Consider the following 24,791-nt stretch of genomic DNA (forward strand, 5'->3'; position numbering starts at 1 on the left):
GGCGGACGGGGTGTCCCCGTCCGCCGCCCCCTCGCGCCGACACCGCGCGACGGCGTGCGGCCTGCTGCGTGGCGGCCGCCCCGCTACGCGGCAGCCGCGCCGCCCTCCTGCTCGCGCTCCACCTGCTCGTTCCATTCGCGCTTGACGGCGCGCCAGGCGTCGTCGTTCTGGCCGAGACGCCAGTAGCCCGAGATCGACAGCTGGGCCAGGGGGATCTGCCGCTCCACGCGCAGGTGGCGGCGGATCTCCTTCACGAACCCCGCCTCCCCGTGCACGAACGCCTGGACCCGGCCCTCGGGGAAGTCCAGTCCCTTCACGGCGGCCGTCAGCAGCTCGCCGACGGGGCGGTCGCCGCGGTGCAGCCAGGTCACGGCCACCCCGTCCGGGGTCACGATTTTCTGCTCCTCCGACGCGTCCGGCACCTCCACGAAGGCGTGCACCAGCGCGCCCGCGGGCATCTGCTCCAACGCCGCCGCGATCGCCGGCAGCGCGCTCTCGTCACCTGCCAGCAGGTGCCAGTCGGCCGACGCGTCCGGCCCGTAGCCGCCACCGGGGCCGAGGAAGGTCACCTGCTCGCCCACCCGGGCCCGCTGGGCCCACGGCCCCGCGAGCCCCTCGTCACCGTGCACGACGAAGTCGACAGCCATCTCCCGGGCGGCCGGATCCCACGAACGCACCGTGTACGTACGGGTGGTGGGCCACAGCTCGCGCGGATAGGCCTCCCGGATCGCGGCCATGTCGAACGGGTGGGCGTAGTCCGCGCCCTCCGGTGCGAAGCACAGCTTGATGTAGTGGTCGGTGAAACCCGAGAGGGAGAAGTCGGCGAGACCCTCGCCGCCGAGCACCACCCGCACCATGTGCGGGGTGATCTGCTCGGTGCGCACGACCTGCGCCCCCTGGGCCTTGGGTCCCTGCCGGGCCGGCCGCTCTGCCACGAGGTACTCCCTGGTTCGATTACTTAGGCATACCTAAGCTAACACCTCGGGGCTCAGCGCTGAAGAGCGGTCAGGAGGCGCGACACCGCGCCGCCCAGTCCCCACTGCCCGGCCAGCGCCTCCAGGGCGGCAGGGTCGCGCGGCTCGCGCGGCAGGGCCGGGTCGAAGTCGGGCAGGGGGACGTCGTCGGCCACCCGGACCACCTTCGGGGCGACGGCCACGTACGCCCGCGACTCGTCCAGCCGCTTGCGCTGCGAGGGCGTCAGCTTCGCCTTCGGGTCGTCCACCGCCGCCATGATCCCGTCGAGGTCGCCGTACGCGTCCAGCAGCTTCGCCGCCGTCTTCTCGCCGATGCCGGGGACGCCGGGGAGCCCGTCGCTCGGGTCGCCGCGCAGCAGCGCCAGATCGACGTAGCCGGAGCCGTCCACGCCGTACTTCTCGCGCAGCCACGCCTCGTCGGTCACCTGGAGCGTGCCGACGCCCTTGAGCGGGTAGAGCACGCGCACCCGGCGGGCGTCGTCGACCAGCTGGTACAGGTCGCGGTCGCCGGTGACGATGTCCACCGGGCCGGCCGCCCGCGCCGTGAGGGTGCCGATGACGTCGTCCGCCTCGTACGGCGTGACGCCGACCCGGGCGATGCCGAAGGCCGCCAGCACGTCCTCGATGACCGGGACCTGCGGGGAGAGCGTGTCGGGGACCTCCTCCTCGTCCGGCCGCCCGGCGGGCGTCTCCCGGGCGACCCGGTGCGCCTTGTAGGTCGGGATCAGGTCGACCCGCCACTGGGGGCGCCAGTCGTTGTCCCAGCAGGCGACCAGATCGTCCGGCCGGTGGTCCTGCACCAGTCGGCCGATGAAGTCGAGGAGGCCGCGCACGGCGTTCACGGGCGTCCCGTCCGGAGCACGCACCGAGTCGGGCACCCCGAAGTAGGCGCGGAAGTACAGGGAGGCGGTGTCGAGGAGCATCAGGCGTCGCGTCACGGCCCCGATCATGCCGCACCCCGCCGACAGTCGCGGTGGGTAACCGCTTACTGCCGCTTCGTGGCTAATAAGTGAGCTGGATCACTGTCTTGTTTGAGATGTGTAAGTGCGGGCAGGCGCGCCATTGGAGCGAACCACGTCGCATTTTCAACCAGTGCATGTGCCACGCGGACGGAACCCGCATCGCTCCACGGTCTGCCGGAGGGGGTGGCAGGCCGTTTTTTTCGGTTCAACCCGTGAGGTGTATGTGTCCAGGCTGCAAGCCGAGCACTTGTACAAAGTGTTCGGCAGACGACCCGATGAAGCCGTGCGGAAGCTCGAAAGCGGCGCAGGCCGCGACGAGTTGCGCGCCGACGGAACGACGGCCGCGGTGATCGACGCCTCGTTCACCGTGGAGCCGGGGCAGATCTTCGTCGTCATGGGGTTGTCCGGCTCCGGCAAGTCCACCCTGCTGCGGATGCTCAACGGTCTGCTGGAGCCCACGGCGGGGCGGGTGCTGTTCGACGGTCAGGACCTGACCGCGCTGAGCCCCCGCGAGCTGCGGGACGTCCGCTCCCGCAAGATCAGCATGGTGTTCCAGCACTTCGCGCTCTTCCCCCACCGGAGCGTCCTGGAGAACGCCGCGTACGGCCTGGAGGTCCAGGGCGTCCCGCGCGGGGAGCGCGAGGAACGCGCCACCGAGGCGCTGCGGCTCACCGGCCTCGAAGGCTGGGAGAAGTCCTGGCCCGACGAGCTGTCCGGCGGCATGCAGCAGCGCGTGGGCCTCGCCCGCGCCCTGGCCACCGACGCCGACCTGCTGCTCATGGACGAGTCCTTCAGCGCCCTCGACCCGCTGATCCGCCGTGACATGCAGGACCAGCTCCTGGAGCTGCAGAAGCGGCTGAAGAAGACCATCGTCTTCATCACCCACGACCTCAACGAGGCCATGCGCCTCGGCGACCGCATCGCCGTGATGCGCGACGGCGAGATCGTCCAGCTCGGCACCGCCGAGGACATCCTCGTCACCCCCGCCAACGACTACGTCGCCTCCTTCACCCAGGACGTCGACCGCTCCCGGGTCCTCACCGCGAGCGCGATCATGGCCGAGGCGCACACCGTCATGGGCGCCAGGACGGCGGACGGCAAGGAACTGCGCACCCCGCAGGACGTGCTGGCCGCGGCCCCCGCCACGGTCCCGGAGGCCACGCCGATCATCGACCTGTTCACGCCCTGCTCGCAGAGTGCGAACCCGGTCGCCGTGACCGACGCCCGGGGCAAGCTCGTCGGCGTCGTCCCCGCCTCCCGCCTCCTCGCCGTCCTCGGCGAACCGATGGCCCCGGCGGAGCCCCCCCGCGACACCGAGCCCGCGACGGCGGACGGCATGAAGAAGGTGGCCGGTGTTTAGGCTCCCCCTCGGCGCATGGGTCGACTCCGCGGTCGACTGGCTGCAGACCCACCTCGCCTGGCTCTTCGACGCCGTCAGCGCCCTCGTCGGCGGCATGTTCGACGGCATAGCCGCCGTACTCTCCGCCCCCGCGCCGCTGCTCTTCGCGGGCATCGTCGCCCTCGTCGCCTGGTGGCTGCGCGGCCTCCCCGCGGCCCTGCTCACCTTCGTCGGATTCGCCCTCATCGACTCCGTCGAACTGTGGGACGAGGCGATGGACACCCTTACCCTGGTCCTCGTCGCGACCCTCGTCACCCTGGTCATCGCCGTGCCGCTGGGCATCTGGGCCTCCCGGTCCAAGGCCGTCAGCGCGGTGACCCGGCCGGTCCTGGACTTCATGCAGACCATGCCCGCCATGGTCTACCTGATCCCCGGCGTCATCTTCTTCGGCGTCGGCGTGGTCCCCGGCATCATCGCCACGATCATCTTCGCGCTGCCCCCCGGCGTCCGGATGACCGAACTCGGCATCCGCCAGGTAGACGGCGAACTCGTCGAGGCGGCCGAGGCGTTCGGCACCACCTCGCGCAACACCCTGCTCCGCGTCCAGCTGCCGCTCGCCCTGCCCACGATCATGGCCGGAATCAACCAGGTCATCATGCTCGGCCTCTCCATGGTCGTCATCGCGGGCATGGTCGGCGGCGGCGGCCTCGGCGGCTCCGTCTACCGCGCCATCGGCAACGTGGACGTCGGCCTCGGCTTCGAGGCGGGCATCTCCATCGTCATCCTCGCCATGTACCTGGACCGGATGACCGGCGCGCTCGGCACCGAGGTCTCCCCGCTGGGCCGCCGCGCGGTCGCCAAGGCCCAGGCCATGGCCGAGGGCTGGAAAATCTGGACCTACCGCCCCCAGCCCCGCGTCGCGGCCGTCGGCGTCGTCGTCCTCGCGCTGGTCGCGGGCGGCATGAGCGTCTTCGGCGGCGCCAAGGACGCCACCGCGGGCAGGGCCGGACAGATCGGTGACGGGAAGAAGCTCAGCATCGGCTACATCCCGTGGGACGAGGGCATCGCCTCCACCTTCCTCTGGAAGGAGATGCTGGAGCGGCGCGGCTTCGAGGTCGACGTCAAGCAGTACGAGGCCGGCGCGCTGTACACCGGCATGGCCAACGGGCAGATCGACTTCCAGACCGACTCCTGGCTGCCGGTCACCCACGCCAGCTACTGGGCGAAGTACAAGGACCGGCTGGAGGACCTCGGCGCGTGGTACTCGCCGACCTCGCTGGAGCTCGCCGTCCCCGCGTACATGAAGGACGTCCGGTCGATGGACGATCTGAAGGGCCGGGCGTCCGAGTTCAAGGGCCGGATCGTCGGCATCGAGCCCAGCGCCGGGGAGATGGGCCTGCTCAAGGACAAGCTGCTGCCGGGCTACGGCCTGGACGAGGAGTACAAGCTCATCGACGGCTCCACGCCGTCCATGCTGGCCGAGCTGAAGCGCGCGTACGCCAAGAAGGAGCCGATCGTGGTTCCGCTCTGGTCGCCGCACTGGGCGTACAACGAGTACGACCTCACCAAGCTGAAGGACCCCAAGGGGCTCTGGGGCAAGGGCGACGGCGTCCACAGCCTGGCGCGCAAGGGCTTCTCCGCCGAGAACCCCGCGGTCGGCAAGTGGCTCAAGGACTTCAGGATGAGCGAGAAGCAGCTCACCAGCCTTGAGGCCGAGATCCAGAAGGCCGGTTCCGGCAAGGAGCAGGAAGCCGTCCGCACCTGGCTGAAGGACAACCCGGGCGTCGCCGACACGTGGACCCCTGTCCCGAAGGACGCCCCGGCCGCCGGCGGCGAGGATGAGCGCGACCGTGCCGTCGAGATCGCCTGGTTCCCCTGGGAGGAGGACATCGCCGCCACGTACCTGTGGAAGGCGGTCCTGGAGGAGCGCGGCTACAAGGTCAACCTCAAGCAGTTCGAGGTCGGTCCGATGTACGCCGCGATGTCACGCGGCCAGATCGACGTGCAGTTCGACGGCTGGCTGCCGTACACCCAGAAGAACTACTGGGACAAGTACGGCGACAAGCTGACCGACATCGGCTCCTGGTACGGGCCGACCTCCATCGAGGTTGCCGTCCCCGACTACGTCAAGGACGTCGAGACCCTCGACGACCTCAAGGGCAAGGGCTCCGACTTCAAGGGCCGGATCGTCGGCATCGAGCCCGGCACCGCCACCATGGAGAACCTCAAGAAGAACGTCCTGCCGAGTTACGGCCTGGACGAGGAGTACGAGGTCCTCGACTCCTCCACGCCCGGCATGCTGGCCGAGCTGAAGCGCGCGTACGCCAAGAAGGAGCCCATCGCGGTCCTCCTGTGGACCCCGCACTGGGCGTACGACGAGTACGGCATGACCAAGCTGAAGGACCCGAAGAAGGCGTTCGGCGACGGCGACCGGCTGCACACCATCGCCTCCAAGGACTTCCCGAAGCAGTACCCGCGGCTGACGAAGTGGTTCAAGGACTTCAAGCTCACCGAGAAGCAGCTCGGCGGCCTGGAGAACGAGATCCAGAAGCGCGGCGCGGGCCACGAGGAGGAAGCCGTGCGGGCCTGGATGGACGACAACCCGGGCATCACGGCCACCATGGCGCCCCAGTAAGGGCCCCAGGGCACAAAAGCACAGGTCGCAAGGGGCGGCCCCCGTCTTCGGGCGGGGGCCGCCCCTTCCTGCCGCCGGGGGCCGTTCGCCGGACGTCGTGCGCGACCATGTGCGTAAGGTGCTGGCAACCGCGAGGATGGCGGGGGTGGGAGGGAGCTGGGACATGGACGAGAAGGACACACCGCGGGTGGGCGCCGCCGTCCGCCGACGACGCAGGAGCCTGGGCCTCACCCTGGCCGCGGTCGCCGAGCGCAGCGGCCTCTCCGTGCCCTTCCTCAGCCAGATCGAGAACGAGCGCGCCCGCCCCAGCGCCCGTTCCCTCGACCGGGTCGCCCAGGCGCTGGAGACCACCACCGGACGGTTGCACGCCGCCGCCGACTCGGCGCGCGCCGTGGACGTGGTCCGGGCAGGGGAGGGCGAGGGTGTCCGCCGCCTGGTGCGCGGCCGGCACCAGCTCAGCGCCCTGGAGTTCAGCGGCGAACCGGACCTCGGGCGCGAGTTCCAGCACCGCAACGACGAGCTGATGTACGTCGTCGAGGGCGCCGTCGACATCGAGGCCGAAGGCCGGGTGCACCGCCTGGAGCACGGCGACAGCCTGTTCCTCTCCGGCGGGGTCCGCCACCGCTGGCGCGCCACCGTGCCCGGCACCCGGCTCCTGGTCGTCTCGGTGGCCGAACACATCGACGCCACGTTCGACTCGCGCCGCTGAGGCGCCCGGGATCGAGCCGCCCCCCCGGGCCATACGACGCCGGGCTCCGGCCGTACGCCGCCGAGCCCGCCCCCGGGCCGTACGAGGTCAGGCTCCGGCCGTACGCCGCCGAGCCCGCCCCTCCTCCGCGAAACCCCGCCCCAGCGGCCCTGTCCGGACCGCCCCCCGCCCGCGAAAGGCGTCCCGTGCGCGTCGTCTCCCTGGTCCCCTCGCTCACCGAGGCCGTCGCCGTCAGCGCACCCGGGCTGCTGGTCGGCGTCACCGACTGGTGCACGCACCCCGCCGGCCTCACCGCCGCCCGGATCGGCGGCACGAAGAACCCCGACGTGGCCGCCGTCGTCGCCCTCGCCCCCGACCTCGTGATCGCCAACGAGGAGGAGAACCGGGCCCCGGACCTCGACGCGCTGCGGGCCGCCGGGCTCGACGTCCTGGTCACCGAGGTCCGCACCCTGGACCAGGCGCTCACCGAACTGCACCGCGTCCTCGTGGACGGCTGCGGGCTCGCCCGCCCCCGCTGGCTGGACGAGGCCGAGGCCGCCTGGGCCGCCCTCCCCGCACCCCCGGGGACACCGCGCCCCACCGCCGTACCCGTCTGGCGCAGGCCCTGGACGGTGCTCGGCCGTGACACCTTCGCCGGGGACCTCCTCGCCCGCCTCGGCCTCCGCAACGTGTACGCCGGCCACCCCGAGCGCTACCCGCGCGTCCCGCTCGACGAGCTGAACGCCTCCGGGGCCGAAGTGATCGTGCTGCCCGACGAGCCCTACCGGTTCACCGCCGACGACGGGCCCGAGGCGTTCCCCGCCCTGCCCGCCGCACTCGTCGACGGGCGGCTGCTCACGTGGTACGGGCCGTCGCTGGCCGAGGCGGCGCGGGTGCTGCCGTCAGCGCTCCGCTGACCACCCCGCCGGCCGTCCGCGTCCCGGCCGCCGCCCACGCCGCGACCAGGAACACGTACAGCGCCACCGCCAGCCACGCCAGCGCGTCCAGACCGGTGTGCCGGGCCAGACCGGCCGCCCCCGTCACGCACGTGCCGACGGGGAAGGTGAACGCCCACCACGTCATCGCGAACCCCATCCCGTTCCGCGCGGCCCGCACCACCATCGCCGCCGCCAGGACCAGCCACAGCAGGGCGAACCCCGTCACGGGCACCCCGTACAGCACGGCGAACGCGCCGAAAGCGGAGGCGTACGGCTCCCCGACCGCCCCCGGGGCGACGTCGGCCAGCTGGTTCACGGCGGTGGTCGACTGCCCGAGCGGCCCCAGCACCAGGAACAGCGTCGGCGTCAGCGCGAGCGGCAGCGGACCCTGGTGGACCAGCCGGGAGAACACCAGCGGCAGCACCACCAGCGTGGCCAGCAGCGACAGGCCGAACATCGCGTAGCAGGCCAGCAGCAGCGCCGCGCGCCCCTGCCCGGGGGAGAGGTGCGGCACCAGCGGCGCGCCCTGCGAGGCCGACACCATCGGGGCGACCAGCGGCAGCAGCCAGACCGGCGACGCGGTCCCGGGCGCCGGACGGTGGTGCACGACCATCAGGTACGGCACCGCAGCCGCCACCACGAGTCCCACCGCCGTCCCCGCGACGAACAGCACCACGTCCACCGCGAGCGCCGCCCGTGTGCCCACCACGTCCGCACCGACCGTCAAGGTGGCCCCGCCGACCGCCGTCAGCGCCATCGACAGACAGCCGTAGAACGGCGCGACCGCCGGGTCCAGCAGATGGGCGCGGGCCTGGTCCCGGTGGCAGAGCCAGTGCCCGGCCCGTGCCGCGAGGACCGAAAGGAGCATGAGGGCCGAGAGCGCCCACACGAGGACGCAGGCCGCACGCAGCCCGGGGAGCTCCACGGGGAGCCCCGCCCCGGCGGACGCGACGATCGCGGTGCCCATGACGCTCGCGTACCAGTTCGGGCCGATGTGCCGCAGGGACGGGAACCGCGCCGGGTCGCGGGGAGCCTGTGCCGGAGGGGGCGCCGCGGGGGAAGTCTTCGCCGGGCGGGGGCGCGGGGGCGGTGGGGCGGCGGTGCGGGCCTGCGGAAGAACGGACATGCCGCGAGTCTTCGCCCAGGGCCCCCGGCCCGCCAGGGGCCCCGTCCCTATGAGGTCATAAGCTGGCTTGATGACCGGCGACGCCCCCGACATACCCCGCACCCCTCTCGCCCACCGGGTTCCCGACCTCGGAGCTCTGGAACTGCTCCTCGCCGTAGCCCGGCACGGCAGCCTCGGGCGGGCCGCCCGGGACGTCGGCATCACCCAGCCCGCCGCCTCCAGCCGCGTCCGGTCCATGGAGCGGCAGCTCGGCGTCGCCCTGCTGGACCGCTCCCCGCGCGGCTCCCGCCTCACGGAGGCGGGCGCGCTCGTCACCGACTGGGCGCGCAGGGTCGTGGAGGCGGCGGAGGCGTTCGACGCGGGCGCCCAGGCGCTGCGCGACCGCCGTGACTCCCGGCTGCGGGTCGCCGCCAGCATGACGATCGCCGAGTACCTGCTGCCGGGCTGGCTGATCGCCCTGCGCGGGGAGCGCCCCGGCACCGCCGTCTCGCTCCTGGCCGGCAACTCCTCCGCCGTCGCCCGCCGCCTGGTCACCGGCGAGGCCGACCTCGGTTTCGTCGAGGGCCTGTCGATACCGGAGGGCCTGGACGGCACGGTCATCGCCCACGACCGCCTCGTGGTCGTGGTCGCCCCCGGCCACCCCTGGGCCCGCCGCCGCACCCCCCTGCTCCCCGCCGAACTCGCCGCCACCCCGCTGATCCTGCGCGAACACGGCTCCGGCACCCGCCAGGTCCTCGACGCCGCGCTCGCCGTCCACGGCGGACTGGCCCGGCCGCTGCTGGAGCTCTCCTCCACCACGGCCGTCAAGGGCGCGGCGGAGAGCGGCGCCGGCCCCTGCGTCCTGAGCGAACTGGCCCTGGGCGAGGAGCTGTCGGCCCGCCGCCTCGTCAAGGTCCCGATCGCGGGCGTACGGCTGCGCCGCCAACTGCGCGCCGTCTGGCCCGGCGGCCACCGCCCCACCGGCCCCGCCCGCGACCTGCTGTCCCTGACCGGCCGCGACGCCTGAGGGCACGGGGCCTCCGGCCGTCGGCCCCGGCGGCCCCGGCCGGCCGTGCGGGAGCCGGACCCTAAGGTGGACCCCATGAGTCACGCGACGCCGCCCGGCTGGTATCCGGACACGGGCGTGCCCGGCATCGAGCGCTGGTGGGACGGCACGGCCTGGACCGCTCACACCCGCCCGCCCGCCGCCGCCCACGCCGCACCGTCGCGGCCGCCCGCACCGGCGGCGGAGTTCGGCCCGCCGCCTCCCTTCCCGCACGGCCCCCACGACGGCTCGGGAGGTGGCAACCGCACCAGGAACCTGGCGATCGCGCTCTCCGGGACGCTGGTCCTGGGCGCGGCCGTCACCGGGGCGATCCTGCTGGGCCGCGACGGCGGCGGTACGACGGCGGCCCCGACGACGACCGCCTCGGCCCCCGCCCCCGCCCCTACGGCCACCGCCGCGCCCACCGGAGGACCCGGCCCGGACGCGGACCCCTCCGTCCTCGTCGACCAGCTCAACGGGATCACCCTGCCGGTCCCCGAGGGGTGGGAGAAGCCGGAGAACAGCTTCCAGGACGTCCCCACCATCCGCACCGAGCAGTCCTACGACTGCCCCGGCGGCTCGTCGTTCTGCTACCACGGCACGGTCACCACCCACACCGCCCGGAGCACCGAGACCGCCCCCGAGGCCCTGGCCGAGGCGGACATCGTCACCGCGGCGGACCAGGCGTACGAGGAGGACGGCCTCGGCCGCCGCCTCCACGGCGGCATCCGGTCCCACACGGTGCTCGAAGCCCGGGAAACGACCGTCGCGGGCCGCACCGGCTACCTGGTGCGCTGGAAGGTCACCACCGGCAAGGGGCCCGGCGGTTACGTGCAGTCCCTCGCCTTCCCCTCCTCGGTGGGCTCCGGCACCCCGGTGATCGTCCGGTTCGCCTTCGACGCGGGCGTCGCCGACCTGCCGCTCTCCCTGATGGACACGATCACCCGGGGCATCCGCCCGCTCGGGGACAGCGCGACGAGCGGGGGCGTGGGCGCGTCCGTCGGCCCCTGAGCGAGCGGCTCCCGGACGTCCCCGCGGGGCCCGGGGCCCGGGGCCACGCGGGGCTCGGGGCCACGCCGGACCCGGGGTCAGAGGAAGGTCCGCCCCTCGCCCCGGTACGTCGGAACGGTCGCCGTGATCCGGTCGCCCTCGATCAGCCGGAGCGCGTCGAAGCGCTCGCACAGCTCCCCGGCCTTGGCGTGCCGGAACCAGACCTTGTCGCCGATCAGCAGGTCGTCGGCGGGGGAGCCCAGCAGCGGCGTCTGCACCTCGCCCGCTCCCTCCCGCGGGTCGTAGCGCAGCCCTTCCGGCAGGTACGGCACCGGTGAGCGGTCCGCCCCGGCCGCGCCGGAGGCGGGGTAGCCGCCGCCGAGCACCGTCACCACGCCCACGCCGGGTCGGCGCACCACGGGCTGCGCGAACAGGGCCGCGGGGCGGCCGGTGAACGACGTGTAGTTGTCGAACAGCCGGGGCACGTACAGCCCCGAACCGGCGGCGATCTCCGTGACCGCGTCCTCGGCCGCCGTGTGCTGCACGCTGCCCGTGCCGCCGCCGTTGACGAACTCCAGGTCCGGTACGACCGCCCGGACGGCCCGCACCACCTCGGTCCGGCGTGCGGCCAGCTCCTTACGGGCCGCCGCCTGCATCAACCGGATCGCCCGGGACCGCAGCGGCCGCCCGGCCACGGCGTCCCCCACCCCGGCGACATGCCCCTCGTACGCCATCAGCCCCACCAGCCGGAAGCCCGGACGCCGGGCCACCGAGCGGGCCAGCTCCGCGAGCTGTGCGGGGGAGCGCAGGGGGGAGCGCAGCGCCCCGATCCGCACGCGGCCGCCCAGCATCCGCAGCGAGGTGTCCAGCTCCAGGCAGACCCGGATCTCCTCCTGTCCGCCCGCCCGGGACGCGTCGATCAGCTCCAGCTGGGCGTGGTCGTCGACCATCACCGTCACGGCGGCGGCCGGCTTCGGGTCGGCGGCCAGCTCGGCGAAGGCGGCGCGGTCGGCCGAGGGGTAGGCGAGCAGGACGTCGTCGAACCCGGCCCGCGCCAGCCACAGCGACTCCGCCAGCGTGAACGACATGATCCCGGCGAACCCGGGCCGCGCGAGCACCCGCTCCAGCAGGGCCCGGCACCGCACCGACTTGCTCGCGACCCGGAGCGGCTTCCCGGCCGCCCGCCGCACCAGATCGTCGGCGTTGGCGTCGAACGCCTCCAGATCGACGATCGCGATCGGGGCGTCGAGGTGGGCGGTGGCCCGGTTGTAACGGGTCCGGTCAGCGGCACGGGCAGTCATGGCCGCAGCTTGCCAGAGAGCCGCTACGGCTGGGTAGGGGGACGATCGGGGCAGATCCCCCGCCGTCCGGGAGGTCCCGCTCCCCGCCGCCCGCCCGCAGCCCGTAGAGTGACGTGCACGCGAGCACCAACGGGCCTGTCAGCGGCGGTGATCCGTGGTCGGTACGAGGATGTGTACGCAGGGGGCCGGATGAGTACCGAAGCGCAGCGCCCCCCTGTGCCGCCCCGCCCGTCCGCCCCTCCGGCGACGCCCCCGGCGGCCCCGGCCCCCGCGAGCCCCGCCCCGGCCCGGCAGCCCGGCCCCGCAGCACCCGCGAGCCCGCCCCCCGCCGCCCCTCGGACCGTACCGGCGCCCCTCGCCCCGCCGATCCCCCGGACGCCTCCCGCCTCCCGCCAGGCCGCACCGGCGCCCCTCGTCCCCCCGGCCGCCCCCCGGACGCCGCCCGCGAGCCCGGCGTACCCCGCCCCGCCCTCCGCGGGCCCGACGCCCCCCGGCGCACCCCCCGGCGCGCTTCCCGCCCCGCCGCCCGTCCCACGGCGCGGGCCCCTCGGGGCCGGGGACCTCGCGCCCGCCCCGGGCGCCGTCCCACCGCCCCCGGGCGGCCCCCGGTTCCCGCTCCGCCACGCCCTCCCGGAGAACCCCGCCGAGACCACCGCCCGGCTGCGTCCCGTCCGCCCCCGGCAGCGGTGGCGCACCGCCGCGGCCGCCGCCTGCGTCGTGCTGGGCCTCGGGCTGATCGGCGGGGCGGCCACCGGCGCCTGGCTGACCGGCGACTCCTCGGCCGGGACCGCCCGGAGCCCCTACGCCGCCGCGCGCACCGCCTGGCACAGCGTTCCCGTCGACACCCTCTTCCCGCCCACCCTGAAAGGCAGGGGCGCCGGCCCCGGCGGCACCCACCGCGACTGGACCCGCCTCGCCGTCGCCGCCGACTCCCCCTGCGAGGAGGGGCTCGACCCGCTGCTCCTCACCACCCTCCGGTCCGTGGGCTGCGAACGGCTGGTGCGGGCCACCTACACCGACGCCACCCGTTCCGCCGTGACCACCGTCGGCCTGGTCTTCACCGAGGCCGACGCCGCCGGCATGCAGGCCCTGCGCACCCGGTTCACCGAGCAGAAGCTCGGTGCGCGCCGGGACCTCATGCCCCGTACGTACGCCCCCCGGGGCACCCCCGCCGCCTCCTTCGGCGCCGGACAGCGGGCCAGCTGGACGGTCGCCCCGCTCACCGAGATCCCGGTCGTGGTCCTCGCCGTCTCCGGCTTCGCGGACGGGCGCCCCGTCGCCGAGCCGCAGCCCGCGGCCGAGGCCGTGGCCCCCGACGCCGCGACGGACATCGCGCAGGCCGGACTCGGCCACGAGGCGAAGGGCATCGCGGACCGGGTGGAACGCGGACTGCGCCGAGCCGTCGCCGACCTCACGGAGCAGCCCGGATGACCCGACGACCCCACCGCGTCCTCGCCGCGGTCTGCGCCGCCGCCGTGCTCGTCCTCACCCCCGCCGCGCCCGCCCGCGCGGACGCCATCCGCGACCAGCAGTGGGCCCTGGACGCACTGCGCACCGACCGGGCCTGGCAGACCACCCGGGGCGGGGGCGTCACCGTGGCCGTCCTGGACACCGGGGTGGACGACGCCCACCCCGACCTGGCGGGCCAGGTGCTCCCCGGCAAGGACCTCATCGGCTTCGGCGCGGCCCGCGGCGACTCCTCCTGGGCCCTGCACGGCACCGCGATGGCCGGCATCATCGCCGGCCGGGGCAGCGGGCCGGGGCGCACCGACGGCATCCTCGGCATCGCCCCCGAGGCCCGCATCCTGCCGGTCCGGGTCATCCTGGAATCCAAGGACCCGGACCGCGCCAAAGCCCGCAAGTCCCGGGGCGCCGCCCTCGCCGACGGCATCCGCTGGGCCGCCGACAACGGCGCCGACGTCATCAACCTCTCCCTCGGCGACGACAGCGAATCCGCCCACCCCGACCCGGGCGAGGACTCGGCCATCCAGTACGCGCTCTCCAAGGGCATCCCCGTGGTGGCGTCGGCGGGCAACGGCGGCGAGAAGGGGGACCGCGTCTCCTATCCGGCCGCCTACCCCGGAGTGATCGCGGTCGCCGCGGTCGACGAGTACGGCACGCACGCCTCGTTCTCCACCCGCCGCTGGTACGCCACCGTCAGCGCCCCCGGGGTCGACATCGTGGTCGCCAACCCCGACGGGCACTACTACATCGAGTGGGGCACCTCGGCCGCCGCCGCGTTCGTCTCCGGCGCGGTCGCCCTGGTTCGCGCCGCCCACCCCGGCCTCGGCCCCGCCCAGATCAAGAAGCTGCTGGCCGACACCGCCCGCGACGCCCCCGCCGAAGGCCGTGACGACGCCCGGGGGTACGGCGTCGTCGACCCGGCCGAGGCCATCGAGGCGGGCGCCCGGCTGCGCCCGGAGGACGTGGGCGCCAAGGCGGCCCCGGCGGGGCACCGGGGCCGGTACTTCGGCGAGGGCCCGACCCCGCCCCGTAGCGACGGGGGAACCGCCGCCTGGGCCGCCCCGCTCGCCGGGGGCCTCGGCGCGGCGCTGCTGGCCGCGGCCGTCGTGCTGTGGCGTGGCCGCGGTACCGCCCCCGGCCGCCGCTGACCACCCCGCCCCGGGCCGCCGCTGACCACCCCGCCCCGGGGCCCGGCGGCCTCCCCGCGCGCCCCGGGCCCGTCACCCGTTCGGCGGTCCCGGCCCTCCGCGACACCTGCGGACGGGGCACAGCGGCCCAGGCACTACCCTCGTCCCGTGGAGCTCAAGAACATTCCGGATCCCGGTTTCTCCGACGACGACGGCTCGGCGTCCCCCGCCCTGACCAGCGCCCTGGACGCCTGGTCGCGGGACCGGAGCGCCGTGGGGCCGGTCCTCACCGCCCTGCGGGGCGCCCGGCTCCTGGTCCCCGTCGTCGCCGTCCTCGGTGAGGTGGAGGAGGACGAGAAGGGGCTGCGGCGGGAGAAGACCAGCGACATGGCCGTGCCCACCCTCCAGGCCGGCGACCGGCGCGCGCTCCCCGCCTTCACCTCGACCGACGCGCTGGCACGGTGGGATCCCCGGGCGCGCCCCGTCGCGGTACCGCTGCACCAGGCGCTCCAGGCCGCCGCCCACGAGAAGGCCGACACCCTCGTGCTCGACCTCGCCGGGCCCGTCGCCTTCGAGCTGAGCGGGCAGGCGCTCCTGGCTCTCGCGGAGAACCGCACCAGCATCGACCCGCTCCAGGATCCCGCCGTCGCCGAGGCCGTACGGGAGATCGTCGCCGCCGACCCCGCCGTCGTCCGCGCCCACCTCGGGCCCGGCAGCGCGGACGGCACCCTCGCGCTCGTCCTCGCCCCGGACGCGGCGCCCGCCGAGGCGGCCCGCCGCGTCGCCGGGGCGCTGGCGGCCAGCGACGTGCTGCGGGCCCGGCTGGTGAAGGGCCTGGACCTCGCCGTCCTCCCGCCCGGCACCAGCACCCCCGGGGAACCGCTCTTCGCCCGCTGAGGGGAGGCCGGCCCGACGCGCGCGAACCGCCCCCCGCCGCGAGAATGAACCGGAACATCGGATAAAACCGACATACCGGCCTACTCGCGAGGTGGTTCCATGCAGAAGCGGATCGTGGCGTCGGAGTTCCTCGGCACCCTGCTGCTGGTGTTCTTCGCCGTGGGGTCGGCGGTGGTCGCCGTCGAATACCTCGGCACGGTGGGGATCGCCCTCACCTTCGGCTTCACCCTCCTCGCGCTGGCCTACGCGCTCGGCCCCATCTCCGGCTGTCATGTCAATCCGGCGGTGACGCTGGGCATGTATATGGCGGGCCGGATCGACATCCGTACGGCCGTCGAGCGCTGGGTGGCCCAGTTCCTCGGCGCGGTCGTCGGCGCGGCCCTGCTGTTCCTGCTGGCGAAGCAGATCCCCGGCCTGGAGACCAGTGGCGAGTTCGGCACCAACGGCTACGACGACCGGTCGGCCGTCGGCATCAACATCGGCGGCGCGTTCCTCGCCGAGGTGGTCCTGACGTTCCTGCTCGTCTACGTGGTCCTCGCGGTGACCCACAAGGTGGCGGTCGTCGGCTTCGACGGACTGCCCATCGGCCTGGCGCTCGCCGCGATCCACCTGGTGGGCATCCCGCTGACCGGCACCTCGGTCAACCCGGCGCGCAGCTTCGGTCCGGCGCTCTTCGCGGGCGGCGCGGCCCTGACCCAGCTCTGGCTGTTCATCCTCGCGCCCCTCGTCGGCGGGGCGATCGCCGCCTACGCGCACCGGCTCACCCACCCCTTCCCCAACGTCCTGGCCCCGGAGCCCGAGGACGCCCTCTGAGGAGCGCCCCGACGCACACGCACGGGAGCCCGCCGTCCCCCGTGGGGCGGCGGGCTCTCCGATGTGCGGGGCGGTACGGGGGAAGGGGGCGGCTAGCCGTAGACCGGGCCGGTGTACTTCTCGCCGGGGCCGTGGCCCGGCTCGTCCGGCACCAGCGAGGCCTCGCGGAAGGCGAGCTGCAGGGACTTCAGTCCGTCGCGCAACGGCGAGGCGTGGAACGTGCTGATCTCCGTGGTGCTCGCGTCCAGCAGCCCCGCCAGCGCCTGGACCAGCTTGCGGGCCTCGTCGAGGTCCTTGTGGGCCTCGCCCTCCTCGGTGAGACCGAGCTTCACCGCGGCGGCGCTCATCAGGTTGACGGCGACCGTCACGATGACCTCGACGGCGGGGACCTCCGCGATGTCGCGGGCCATGTCGTCGAAGCCGGGGTTCTCACTGCTGGGGGTCGCGTCGCTCATGCCCACACGATACGGCCGAGGGCGACGGCTCCGTCCCCCGGGGAGCCCCCGGGGCCTCCCCGGACGTGCCCCGGCCCTGCGATTAGCGCCCCCGCGGGCGGGCTGTTAACCTGTAACAACGACTGGCCGGACACGTGTGTGCCCGGCCCGCAAGTGGAGGCTCCGATCTCCCACCTGACCGTCCTCGCGGACGGCGGGTCACCGGTCAGGCGGTCCCCATCGTTCCGTACGGACGATGGAGCCGTCCGATGCGCCCCGCGGTTGACCGCGGCGGTGTTCCGGTAGTTCCTGGAGCCCCGCCTGCGTCCCGTCCGGGGCATTTTCTGCATTCCGGTTCGGTTGGTCTTGACGTTACAGACGTTACGCGGCTGTCCGCCAGGCGGTCGCGTGGTGCTACCGAGGAGGATCCATCAGCGCCGAGCCCCGCATCAACGACCGGATTCGCGTTCCCGAGGTCCGACTTGTCGGTCCCAGTGGCGAGCAGGTCGGGATTGTTCCGCTTGCCAAGGCCCTGGAACTCGCACAGGAGTACGACCTCGACCTGGTCGAGGTGGCGGCGACAGCCCGTCCGCCCGTGTGCAAGCTCATGGACTACGGGAAGTTCAAGTACGAGTCGGCCATGAAGGCCCGTGAGGCGCGCAAGAACCAGGCGCACACGGTCATCAAGGAGATGAAGCTCCGGCCGAAGATCGACCCGCACGACTATGACACCAAGAAGGGTCACGTCGTCCGGTTCCTCAAGCAGGGCGACAAGGTCAAGATCACGATCATGTTCCGTGGTCGTGAGCAGTCCCGCCCCGAGCTGGGCTTCCGACTGCTCCAGCGTCTCGCTTCGGACGTGGAGGACCTGGGCTTCATCGAGTCCAACCCGAAGCAGGACGGCCGGAACATGATCATGGTTCTGGGCCCGCACAAGAAGAAGACCGAAGCCATGGCCGAGGCCCGCGAGGCCCAGGCCGCCCGCAAGGCGGAGCGTCAGGGCACGACCGACGCGCCGTCCGAGGGCGACACCGCTGAGGCTCCGGCCGCAGCGGCCGAGGCTCCGGCCGAGACACCTTCCGAGGCGTGACCTTCGGGGGCCGCCATCCAGGCGCCCCCGGGTCCCCCCGGAACCCCATAGAGATCTGACGCCCCTGCAGTCCGGTGCCCGCACCGTGAGGGGCGCCACTGACGAGGAGAGAACGGCGCGATGCCGAAGAACAAGACGCACAGCGGTGCCAGCAAGCGCTTCAAGATCACCGGCTCCGGCAAGGTGCTCCGGGAGAGGGCCGGCAAGCGCCACCTTCTCGAGCACAAGTCGTCCAAGAAGACCCGCTCGCTGACCGGCACGGTCGTCGCGGCTCCGGCCGACGCCAAGAAGATCAAGAAGCTTCTCGGCAAGTGAGGTCCGCCCTCCGGACCCCTCCGGAGGCGCGACCTCGATCACACCGGGACCAATTCGTTTCCGGGCCGTGTGACGACACCCACGGCCCCGCTACAAGGAGTTAACAAGTGGCACGCGTCAAGCGGGCAGTCAACGCCCACAAGAAGCGCCGGGCGATCCTCGAGCAGGCCAGCGGCTACCGCGGTCAGCGTTCGCGCCTGTACCGCAAGGCCAAGGAGCAGGTCACCCACTCCCTGGTCTACAACTACAACGACCGCAAGAAGCGCAAGGGCGACTTCCGTCAGCTGTGGATCCAGCGCATCAACGCCGCTGCCCGCCAGAACGGCATGACGTACAACCGCCTCATCCAGGGTCTGAAGGCCGCCAACATCGAGGTGGACCGCAAGATCCTGGCCGAGCTCGCGGTCAACGACTCCAACGCGTTCGCCGCCCTCGTCGAGGTCGCCCAGAAGGCCCTCCCGAGCGACGTCAACGCCCCGAAGGCCGCCTGAGCCAGGCGCCCCTTCCCGGCAGTGAACCGGACCCGCAGGCGCACGCCGTCTGCGGGTCCGGTGCGTTGCCCCGCCCGCCGACACCCCATCGCCACAGCCGTACGCAGAGAGGCTCGCCGCCGACCATGGGCACCCCCGAACTGATCTCCCCGCGTTCCCCCCGTGTGGCCGCCGCCCGCCGGCTGGCCCGCCGCAACTTCCGCGGCAAGGAGCGCAGGTTCATCGCCGAGGGGCCTCAGGCCGTACGCGAGGCCGCCGCCCACCGGGGCGGCGACGGGGAGCCCACCCTCATCGAGCTGTTCGCCACCCCCGAGGCCGCCGACCGGTACGCCGACATCGTCGAGGCGGCTCACACGGCGGGCGCCCGGGTCCACCTGGCCGACGCCGACGTCCTCGCCGACGTCTCCCAGACCGTCACCCCGCAGGGCCTCATCGGCGTCTGCCGCTTCCTGGACACCCCGTTCCAGGAGATCCTCGCCGCCGGGCCCGCCCTGGTGGCGGTTCTGGCCAACGTGCGCGACCCCGGGAACGCGGGGACGGTCCTGCGCTGCGCGGACGCGGCGGGCGCGGACGCGGTGATCCTCACCGACGCCTCGGTCGACCTCTACAACCCCAAGTCCGTACGGGCCTCGGCCGGGTCGCTCTACCACCTGCCCGTCGCCGTCGGCGTCCCCGTCGAACAGGCCGTACGGGGCCTGAGGGACGCCGGGGTGCGCATCCTCGCCGCGGACGGGGCGGGGGCCGACGACCTGGACGACGAACTGGACGCCGGCACCATGGGCACCCCCACCGCCTGGGTCTTCGGCAACGAGGCGTGGGGGCTTCCCGAGGAGACCCGCGCGCTGGCCGACGCCGTCGTCCGCGTCCCCATCCACGGCAGGGCGGAAAGCCTCAACCTCGCCACCGCCGCCGCCGTCTGCCTCTACGCCTCCGCCCGCGCACAGCGGCCCCGGCGCGCCCCCGGCGCGTAACGCCGCGCCGGCCCGACGCCCGTCAGCGCACGATCCCGGCCAATCCCGCGCCCCGCCCGCCGGTGTGCTCCCCTCCGCGCCCCCGCAGGGTGTCGCCGGTTCGCCGACGGCTAGTAGGGTGACGAACTCGGGGGCCCACTGCACCGGTTCGAGAGGTGGGATACGGGAAGATGGCTGTCGGCATGAGCTCGCCGCGACCGGCGCACACCGCCACACCGCACGTTGCGGGCGGGGAGCCGGACGGCCTGGGTGCGGGCCTCGACCCGGACGATCTTCCCGACGGCCTCGTCGTCGCCGACGGCCGCGGCCGCGTCGTCTGCTTCAACGCCGCCGCCGCCCGCATCACCGCCACCGACCGCGCCGACGCCATCGGCCGTCCCCTGGAGGCCGTCCTCCCGTTGGAGGACCTCAAGGGCAAGCGCTGGTGGCCGCTGACCGACCCGTACGGCGGCCTCGCCACCCGCAGCGGCCAGCCCGAGCGGAACCTGCTGCTCCCCGGCGGCCGCGAGGTGCTGGTCTCCGCCCGTTACGTGCGCGAGTACCCGACCGGCCCGGTGCGCCGGGTCGTGGTCTGCCTGCGCGGGACCGAGGCCCGCCGGCGCACCGAACGCAGCCACGCCGAACTGATCGCCACCGTCGCGCACGAGCTCCGCTCCCCGCTGACCTCCGTCAAGGGGTTCACCGCCACCCTGCTCGCCAAGTGGGAGCGGTTCACCGACGACCAGAAGCGGCTGATGCTGGAGACCGTCGACGCGGACGCGGGCCGCGTCACCCGGCTCATCGCCGAACTGCTCGACATCTCCCGGATCGACTCCGGCCGGCTGGAGCTGCGCCGCCAGCCCGTGGACATCACCGCCGCCGTCGCCCGCCACATCCAGTCCCTCATCGCGGGCGGCCAGGCGCCCGACCGCTTCCGGGTCCGGGCCCGGGGACCGCTGCCCGTCCTGTGGGCCGACCCCGACAAGGTCGACCAGGTCCTCGGGAACCTCCTGGAAAACGCGGTGCGCCACGGCGAGGGAACCGTCACCATCGAGATCGCCCCGGCACCCGCGCCGGGGACGAGCGACGAGACGGGAACGGCGGTAACCGTGAGCGACGAGGGCCCGGGCATCCCCGAGGAGTCGATGAGCCGCGTCTTCACCCGCTTCTGGCGGGGCAGCAAGCGTGGCGGCACGGGGCTGGGCCTCTACATCGTCAAGGGCATCGTCGAGGCCCACGGCGGCGCCATCACCGTCGACCGGGGCCCCGGCGGCGGAGCCGAGTTCCGCTTCGTTCTGCCCGTGAGCACGCCCGCCTACCTGGCCTGAGGCGGCCCACGGGCTCCCCGATCATCCTGCGGCCCTTAGACTCGACCTTTGGCACCTTTGCGTCCAGCGGTCTCCAGCCGGGTCGCGCCACCAGCCAATCGGAAGCACGGGAAGAGATGTCGGCACCGAACAAGTCGTACGACCCAGTCGAGGTCGAGGCACTGAAACCGGAAGAGATCGAACGCATGCGGGACGAGGCGTTCGCCGCCTTCGCCGCCGCCGGCGACCTCGACGCGCTCGCCCAGGCGAAGACCGCGCACACCGGAGGTACCTCGCCGCTGTCCCTCGCCAACCGCGAGATCGGCGCCCTCCCCCCGCAGGCCAAGGCCGAGGCGGGCAAGCGCGTGGGCCAGGCCCGCGGCGCCGTCTCCAAGGCGCTCGCCGCCCGCCAGGCCGAACTGGAGGCGGAGCGCGACGCCCGGGTGCTCGTCGAGGAGGCCGTGGACGTCACACTGCCCTACGACCGCGTCCCGGCCGGCGCCCGCCACCCCCTGACCACCCTCATGGAGCGTGTCGCGGACGTCTTCGTGGCCATGGGCTACGAGGTCGCCGAGGGCCCCGAGGTCGAGGCGGAGTGGTTCAACTTCGACGCCCTGAACTTCGTGCCCGACCACCCGGCCCGCCAGATGCAGGACACCTTCTTCGTCCGGGGCGCCACCGCCGAGGGCAAGGCCACCGAGGGCGACGAGTCCGGTGTCGTGCTGCGTACGCACACCTCCCCGGTCCAGACCCGCTCGCTGCTGGAGCGCAAGCCCCCCGTCTACGTGGTCTGCCCCGGCCGGGTCTACCGCACCGACGAGCTGGACGCCACGCACACCCCGGTCTTCCACCAGATCGAGCTGCTCGCCATCGACGAGGGCCTGACCATGGCCGACCTCAAGGGCACCCTCGACCACATGGTCCAGGCGCTCTTCGGGCCGGACATGAAGACCCGGCTGCGGCCGAACTACTTCCCGTTCACCGAGCCGTCCGCCGAGATGGACATGGTCTGCTACGTCTGCCGCGGCGAGTCCGTCGGCAACCCGGAGCGCCCCTGTCGCACCTGCGGCAGCGAGGGCTGGATCGAGCTGGGCGGCTGCGGCATGGTCAACCCCAAGGTGCTCACCGCCTGCGGCGTCGACCCCCGGAAGTACAGCGGGTTCGCCTTCGGGTTCGGCATCGAACGGATGCTGATGTTCCGCCACAACGTCGAAGACATGCGAGACATGGTCGAGGGTGACGTCCGGTTCACCCGGCCGTTCGGGATGGAGATCTGATGCGCGTCCCGCTTTCCTGGCTGCGGGAGTACGTCGACCTGCCGGCGACGGAGACCGGCCGTGACGTACAGGCCAAGCTCGTCTCCGTGGGCCTGGAGGTCGAGACCGTCGAGCAGATCGGCGCGGGCCTCAAGGGCCCCCTGGTCGTCGGACAGGTCCTGACCATCGAGGAGCTGGAGGGGTTCAAGAAGCCCATCCGCTTCTGCACGGTCGACGTCGGCACCGCCAACGGCACCGGCGAACCGCAGGAGATCGTCTGCGGCGCCCGCAACTTCTCCGTCGGCGACAAGGTCGTCGTGGTCCTCCCGGGCGCGGTCCTGCCCGGCGACTTCGCGATCGCCGCCCGCAAGACGTACGGCAAGACCTCGCACGGCATGATCTGCTCCACCGACGAGCTCGGCATGGGCGACGACGGCACGCACGGCATCATCGTGCTCCCGCCGGAGCACGAGGCCGGCACCGACGCGATCGAGCTGCTCCAGCTCGTCGACGAGGTCCTCGACATCGCCGTCACCCCCGACCGGGGCTACTGCCTGTCCGTGCGCGGCGTCGCCCGCGAGACCGCGACCGCCTACGGGCTGCCGCTGCGCGACCCGGCCCTCCTGGACGTGCCCGCGCCGAACGCGTACGGCTACCCGGTCAAGATCGGCGACCCGATCGGCTGCGACCGGTTCACCGCGCGCACCGTCACCGGCCTCCAGCCCGAGGCCCGCTCCCCGATCTGGATGCAGCGCCGGCTGCAGAAGGCCGGAATGCGGCCGATCTCGCTGGCCGTGGACGTCACCAACTACGTGATGCTGGAGCTCGGCCAGCCGCTGCACGCCTACGACCGCAACCGGGTCCAGGGCGCCATCGGCGTACGCCGTGCCACCCAGGGCGAGAAGCTCACCACCCTGGACGGCACCGTGCGCGTGCTGGACGCCGAGGACCTGGTCATCACCGACGACCGCGGGCCGATCGGCCTCGCGGGCGTCATGGGCGGCGCCAACACCGAGATCGCCGACGCGGACGGCGAGCACGCGCCCACCACCGAGGTCGTCATCGAGGCCGCGCACTTCGACGCGATCTCGATCGCCCGCACCGCGCGCCGCCACAAGCTGTCCTCCGAGGCGTCCAAGCGCTTCGAACGGGGCGTGGACCCGCAGGCCGCCGCCGCTGCCGCGCAGCGCACGGTCGACCTGCTGGTGCTGCTCGCGGGCGGCACCGCCGAGGCCGGGGTCACCGAGATCAGCTCGCCCTCCGCTCCGCGCACCATCGCGATGCCGGCGAACCACCCGGACAAGGTCGCCGGTGTGGAGTACGGCCGCGAGACCGTCGTCCGCCGCCTCCAGGAGGTGGGCTGCGACGTCTACGGACAGGACGAGCTGATCGTCACCGCCCCGTCCTGGCGGCCCGACCTGAACGAGCCGAACGACCTGGCCGAAGAGGTCATCCGGCTGGAGGGCTACGAGAACCTGCCCTCCACCCTGCCGACGCCCCCCTCCGGGCGCGGCCTCACCGAACGCCAGCGGCTGCACCGCCGGATCGGCCGGGTCCTGGCCGGCGCCGGGTACGTCGAGGCGCTGAGCTACCCCTTCATCGGCGACGCGGTCCTGGACCAGCTCGGCCTGGAGGCGGACGACGACCGCCGCCGTACGGTCACGCTGGTCAACCCGATCTCCGACGAGGAGCCGGCGCTGCGCACCACGCTGCTGCCGGGCCTCCTCGGAGCGCTGCGGCGCAACGACGGCCGCGGCAGCCACGACCTGGCGCTCTTCGAGACCGGTCTCGTCTTCCGGCCGACCGGTGAGGAGACGGCCGCCGTCCGGCTGCCCGTCGACCGCCGGCCCACCGACGAGGAGATCGCCGGACTGAACGCGGCCCTGCCGCGCCAGCCCCGCCGCGCCGCCGTCGTCCTCGCGGGCGCCCGCGAACAGGCCGGCTGGTGGGGCAAGGGCACCCCGGCGACCTGGGCCGACGCCGTCGAAGCGGCCCGGTCCATCGCCGCCGAGGCCGGGGTGGAGGTCGCCGTCCGCGCCGACCGCCACGCCCCGTGGCACCCGGGCCGCTGCGCCGCGCTGTACGTCACCGTGAACGGCGAGGAGACCCTCTTCGGACACGCGGGCGAACTGCACCCGCGCGTGATCAAGGCGCTCCACCTGCCCGAGCGGACCTGCGCCGCCGAGGTCGAGCTGGACGTGCTGGAGCAGGCCGTCGACGGAGCGCTCCAGGCGCCGAGGATCTCCACCTTCCCGGTGGCGACCCAGGACGTCGCGCTCGTCGTCGCCGAGGAGATCCCGGCCGCCGACGTGGAGCGGGCGCTGCGCGACGGCGCGGGTGAACTCCTCGAATCGCTGCGGCTGTTCGACGTCTTCACCGGCGAGCAGATCGGCGGGGGCAACAAGTCCCTGGCGTACGCGCTGCGCTTCCGCGCCGCCGACCGCACCCTGACCGTGGAGGAGGCGTCGGCCGCCCGCGACAGCGCGGTGGCCCTGGCCGCCGAGCGCACGGGCGCGGTGCTGCGCGGCGCGTAGGCGTCACGCGCCGAGGCGTGGGGAAGGGGCGTATCCGGCCACCGGATACGCCCCTTCCCCGTCCCCGCCGGGCGGCGGAGGGACCACACGCAGGACCGGGAGCGGGAACCGGGAGGAACGCGGTTCCGGCCGCCGT

General features: G+C 73.7%; 22 protein-coding genes. 17 read left to right on the top strand and 5 right to left on the bottom strand.

Translation table 11 applies throughout. From position 1 onward, the window contains the following. Positions 1 to 83 precede the first annotated feature (83 nt). Together ACH4K1_RS14275 and ACH4K1_RS14280 are read right to left on the bottom strand one after the other, a co-directional pair. Complete coding sequence (locus ACH4K1_RS14275) at positions 84 to 935, bottom strand: siderophore-interacting protein (RefSeq protein ID WP_398089413.1); 852 nt, start codon at positions 933 to 935, stop codon at positions 84 to 86. Between the two features lie 53 nt (positions 936 to 988). Next, a complete protein-coding gene (locus tag ACH4K1_RS14280; protein WP_398089713.1) occupies positions 989 to 1,897 on the bottom strand; it encodes a 5'-3' exonuclease H3TH domain-containing protein in 909 nt (302 codons plus the stop codon). A gap of 262 nt (positions 1,898 to 2,159) precedes the next feature. On the opposite strand from ACH4K1_RS14280, the gene ACH4K1_RS14285 reads away from it, so the two are divergent. The 4 genes from ACH4K1_RS14285 (at position 2,160) to ACH4K1_RS14300 (ending at position 7,515) form a co-directional block, all read left to right on the top strand. Next, a complete protein-coding gene (locus ACH4K1_RS14285) occupies positions 2,160 to 3,296 on the top strand; it encodes a glycine betaine/L-proline ABC transporter ATP-binding protein (protein ID WP_398089415.1) in 1,137 nt (378 codons plus the stop codon). Next, a complete protein-coding gene (locus ACH4K1_RS14290) occupies positions 3,289 to 5,910 on the top strand; it encodes an ABC transporter permease/substrate binding protein (protein WP_398089416.1) in 2,622 nt (873 codons plus the stop codon). Before ACH4K1_RS14285 ends, ACH4K1_RS14290 begins: the two co-directional genes overlap by 8 nt. A gap of 163 nt (positions 5,911 to 6,073) precedes the next feature. Then, positions 6,074 to 6,619 (top strand): helix-turn-helix domain-containing protein, encoded by a 546-nt coding sequence (locus ACH4K1_RS14295; RefSeq protein ID WP_228992403.1) that lies wholly within the window; start codon positions 6,074 to 6,076, stop codon positions 6,617 to 6,619. A gap of 185 nt (positions 6,620 to 6,804) precedes the next feature. Next, complete coding sequence (locus ACH4K1_RS14300) at positions 6,805 to 7,515, top strand: helical backbone metal receptor (RefSeq protein ID WP_398089418.1); 711 nt, start codon at positions 6,805 to 6,807, stop codon at positions 7,513 to 7,515. Here ACH4K1_RS14300 and ACH4K1_RS14305 read toward each other — a convergent pair. Further along, the gene (locus ACH4K1_RS14305) at positions 7,454 to 8,662 is read right to left on the bottom strand and encodes a TDT family transporter (protein ID WP_398089420.1); all 1,209 of its coding nucleotides are present in this window, start codon (positions 8,660 to 8,662) and stop codon (positions 7,454 to 7,456) included. The genes ACH4K1_RS14300 and ACH4K1_RS14305 overlap by 62 nt on opposite strands. A gap of 70 nt (positions 8,663 to 8,732) precedes the next feature. On the opposite strand from ACH4K1_RS14305, the gene ACH4K1_RS14310 reads away from it, so the two are divergent. Beyond that, positions 8,733 to 9,668, top strand: a complete 936-nt coding sequence (locus tag ACH4K1_RS14310) for a LysR family transcriptional regulator (protein ID WP_398089422.1) — start codon at positions 8,733 to 8,735, stop codon at positions 9,666 to 9,668. 75 nt (positions 9,669 to 9,743) lie between these two features. Beyond that, a complete protein-coding gene (locus ACH4K1_RS14315; protein ID WP_398089424.1) occupies positions 9,744 to 10,697 on the top strand; it encodes a DUF2510 domain-containing protein in 954 nt (317 codons plus the stop codon). 77 nt (positions 10,698 to 10,774) lie between these two features. On the opposite strand, the gene ACH4K1_RS14320 is transcribed toward ACH4K1_RS14315, so the two are convergent. Beyond that, positions 10,775 to 11,977 (bottom strand): amino acid deaminase/aldolase, encoded by a 1,203-nt coding sequence (locus ACH4K1_RS14320; protein ID WP_398089425.1) that lies wholly within the window; start codon positions 11,975 to 11,977, stop codon positions 10,775 to 10,777. Between the two features lie 717 nt (positions 11,978 to 12,694). On the opposite strand from ACH4K1_RS14320, the gene ACH4K1_RS14325 reads away from it, so the two are divergent. The 4 genes from ACH4K1_RS14325 (at position 12,695) to ACH4K1_RS14340 (ending at position 16,278) form a co-directional block, all read left to right on the top strand. Next, positions 12,695 to 13,408 (top strand): hypothetical protein, encoded by a 714-nt coding sequence (locus ACH4K1_RS14325; protein ID WP_398089427.1) that lies wholly within the window; start codon positions 12,695 to 12,697, stop codon positions 13,406 to 13,408. Then, entirely contained in the window at positions 13,405 to 14,589 is a 1,185-nt protein-coding gene (gene mycP / locus ACH4K1_RS14330) for a type VII secretion-associated serine protease mycosin (RefSeq protein WP_398089429.1), read from the top strand. Before ACH4K1_RS14325 ends, mycP begins: the two co-directional genes overlap by 4 nt. A 147-nt stretch (positions 14,590 to 14,736) precedes the next feature. Further along, entirely contained in the window at positions 14,737 to 15,465 is a 729-nt protein-coding gene (locus tag ACH4K1_RS14335) for an SseB family protein (RefSeq protein WP_398089431.1), read from the top strand. Positions 15,466 to 15,564: 99 nt separating this feature from the next. Further along, positions 15,565 to 16,278 carry an MIP family channel protein gene (locus ACH4K1_RS14340; protein ID WP_398089433.1) on the top strand — a complete coding sequence of 238 codons (714 nt, stop codon included), beginning with the start codon at positions 15,565 to 15,567 and terminating at the stop codon, positions 16,276 to 16,278. Between the two features lie 92 nt (positions 16,279 to 16,370). Here ACH4K1_RS14340 and ACH4K1_RS14345 read toward each other — a convergent pair whose 3' ends face one another. After that, entirely contained in the window at positions 16,371 to 16,733 is a 363-nt protein-coding gene (locus ACH4K1_RS14345; RefSeq protein ID WP_228992422.1) for a DUF1844 domain-containing protein, read from the bottom strand. Between the two features lie 409 nt (positions 16,734 to 17,142). Between ACH4K1_RS14345 and infC the strand changes: the two genes are divergently transcribed. The 7 genes from infC (at position 17,143) to pheT (ending at position 24,655) form a co-directional block, all read left to right on the top strand. Then, positions 17,143 to 17,802 carry a translation initiation factor IF-3 gene (gene infC / locus ACH4K1_RS14350; RefSeq protein ID WP_050493775.1) on the top strand — a complete coding sequence of 220 codons (660 nt, stop codon included), beginning with the start codon at positions 17,143 to 17,145 and terminating at the stop codon, positions 17,800 to 17,802. Positions 17,803 to 17,922: 120 nt separating this feature from the next. Beyond that, a complete protein-coding gene (gene rpmI, locus ACH4K1_RS14355) occupies positions 17,923 to 18,117 on the top strand; it encodes a 50S ribosomal protein L35 (protein ID WP_030191890.1) in 195 nt (64 codons plus the stop codon). A 107-nt stretch (positions 18,118 to 18,224) separates the two neighbouring features. Then, positions 18,225 to 18,608 (top strand): 50S ribosomal protein L20, encoded by a 384-nt coding sequence (rplT, locus tag ACH4K1_RS14360; protein WP_072484442.1) that lies wholly within the window; start codon positions 18,225 to 18,227, stop codon positions 18,606 to 18,608. A 125-nt stretch (positions 18,609 to 18,733) separates the two neighbouring features. After that, positions 18,734 to 19,579, top strand: a complete 846-nt coding sequence (locus ACH4K1_RS14365) for a TrmH family RNA methyltransferase (protein WP_398089435.1) — start codon at positions 18,734 to 18,736, stop codon at positions 19,577 to 19,579. A 170-nt stretch (positions 19,580 to 19,749) separates the two neighbouring features. Continuing rightward, positions 19,750 to 20,886 (top strand): ATP-binding protein, encoded by a 1,137-nt coding sequence (locus ACH4K1_RS14370; protein ID WP_398089436.1) that lies wholly within the window; start codon positions 19,750 to 19,752, stop codon positions 20,884 to 20,886. Positions 20,887 to 21,002: 116 nt separating this feature from the next. After that, positions 21,003 to 22,142 (top strand): phenylalanine--tRNA ligase subunit alpha, encoded by a 1,140-nt coding sequence (gene pheS / locus ACH4K1_RS14375; protein ID WP_398089438.1) that lies wholly within the window; start codon positions 21,003 to 21,005, stop codon positions 22,140 to 22,142. Further along, positions 22,142 to 24,655 carry a phenylalanine--tRNA ligase subunit beta gene (gene pheT / locus ACH4K1_RS14380; protein ID WP_398089440.1) on the top strand — a complete coding sequence of 838 codons (2,514 nt, stop codon included), beginning with the start codon at positions 22,142 to 22,144 and terminating at the stop codon, positions 24,653 to 24,655. Before pheS ends, pheT begins: the two co-directional genes overlap by 1 nt. Positions 24,656 to 24,791 lie beyond the last annotated feature (136 nt).

Source organism: Streptomyces sp. NPDC017448, from assembly GCF_044330565.1.
Classification (GTDB): Bacteria; Actinomycetota; Actinomycetes; order Streptomycetales; family Streptomycetaceae; genus Streptomyces.